Source organism: Paractinoplanes deccanensis (assembly GCF_016862115.1).
GTDB classification, from domain to species: domain Bacteria; phylum Actinomycetota; class Actinomycetes; order Mycobacteriales; family Micromonosporaceae; genus Actinoplanes; species Actinoplanes deccanensis.
The window spans coordinates 1-1,391 of record NZ_BOMI01000159.1 but is presented as its reverse complement, the minus strand read 5'-3'; the positions used below and the strand labels follow the sequence as shown (position 1 = coordinate 1,391).

General features: G+C 74.3%; 1 protein-coding gene. It reads right to left on the bottom strand.

What is annotated here, in order from left to right; genetic code table 11:
* Nucleotides 1-491 precede the first annotated feature (491 nt).
* Nucleotides 492-1,190, bottom strand: a complete 699-nt coding sequence (locus Ade02nite_RS49845) for a hypothetical protein (protein ID WP_239169365.1) — start codon at nucleotides 1,188-1,190, stop codon at nucleotides 492-494.
* Nucleotides 1,191-1,391: the final 201 nt, after the last annotated feature.

The window sequence follows — 1,391 nt, the reverse complement described above, 5'->3', positions numbered from 1 at the left end:
AACCCTGCCCCGCCCGCCCAACCCTGCCCCGCCCGCCCAACCCTGCCCCGCCCGCGCCGCCACACCGCCCGCGCCGCCACACCTAGAACGAACGTTCTGTCTCGAGAGAACGAACGTTCTGTCTTGGAGGCCGCCGTCCGCCAGTCGCAGGCATCGACGACCGCATCGACGCACAGAGAACGAACGTTCTGTCCACCGGCCTCCTGGAAGAGGACGAACGTTCTGTCCACCGCGTCCCTGGCGCAGGTGGTGGGCCCAGATGGTGGACACCGCCAAGGCCGCGCGGTCGCCGCACGTGCTGAGCACAGCCGGAGCCGCCCGGCCAATGCAGGCGGTGAACACAGCTAGAGCCGCGCCACCACTTCAGTGGGTGAGCACAGCCAGAGCCGCGCCACCACTTCAGTGGGTGAGCACAGCCAGAGCCGCGCCACCACCTTCAGTTGGTGATCACAGCCAGAGCCGCCGGCGACGGTGGGCACGGCCGGGGCGGGTCAGCGGCGCGCGGTGCTCGCGATCAGGCGGTCCACCGGGCGGCACAGCCCGCACGGGCTGAAGCCGAGCTCCACCGCCTCGCCCACCGGGATCGGCTCGGTGAGGCGGCCGACCAGGTGCGGGCAGTCGGGCAGGTGGTAGCGGGGCCGCCCGTCGACCACCAGGACCTCGTCGTCGAGGCGGGCCACGCGCACGGCGTCGGCGGGGCGCACCGCCTGCGGCAGCGGCTCGTCGTCCGGATCGTCCACGTCAGGCTCGGCGAACTCACCGTCATCGGCGCCCGCGTCCTCGGCCCGAACGTCGCCGGCCCGGCCGCCGCCGACATGGCCACCGCCGACCGCGGAGTCGCCTACCGGGGCGTCATCGACACGGGCGTCATCGGCACGGGCGTTGCCGGACGGTGCCGGGTCTCGGCGCCAGGCGTCCTCGCCAGGGTTCTCGCTGCGGGCCGCGTTGATCGCGGAGGAGGCCCGGTCGTAGTCGGCGTCCCTCTCGCCTGAAGCCGGCGAACCAGCCGGCTCCGAGTCGCCAGCCCGCCGAGTGGCGTCCCGCCAGTCCGCAGCGTCGACGTCGACGTCGACGTCCCGAGAACGATCGTCCCGCGAGTCGACGCCCCGCGAGTCGCCCCGGGCGTCCGCGCCCCAGGCACCGGCGTCGCGGGAATTGGTGGGCTGGGTGGCGCCGAGGTCGGCCGCCATCGCGGCCTCGGCATCGCGCCAACCCGCCGCACGAGCCTCATCTGCGGACAAATCGCCCTGCGTGTCAGCGGGCGCCGGAGCGGCCATGCGGGCTTCCGCGGCGCGAGGGTCGGCAGCGCGCGATTCGGCGGCGCGAGGGTGGGCAGCGCGCGATTCGGCGGCGCGGAGGTCCGCAGCGCCAGATTCGGCGGCCCGGGGGTC

What these genes read in the sequence shown, in the direction of transcription:
- Ade02nite_RS49845 (WP_239169365.1), bottom strand. Translation starts at nt 1,190, where the DNA reads ATGGCGGCCGACCTCGGCGCCACCCAGCCCACCAATTCCCGCGACGCC.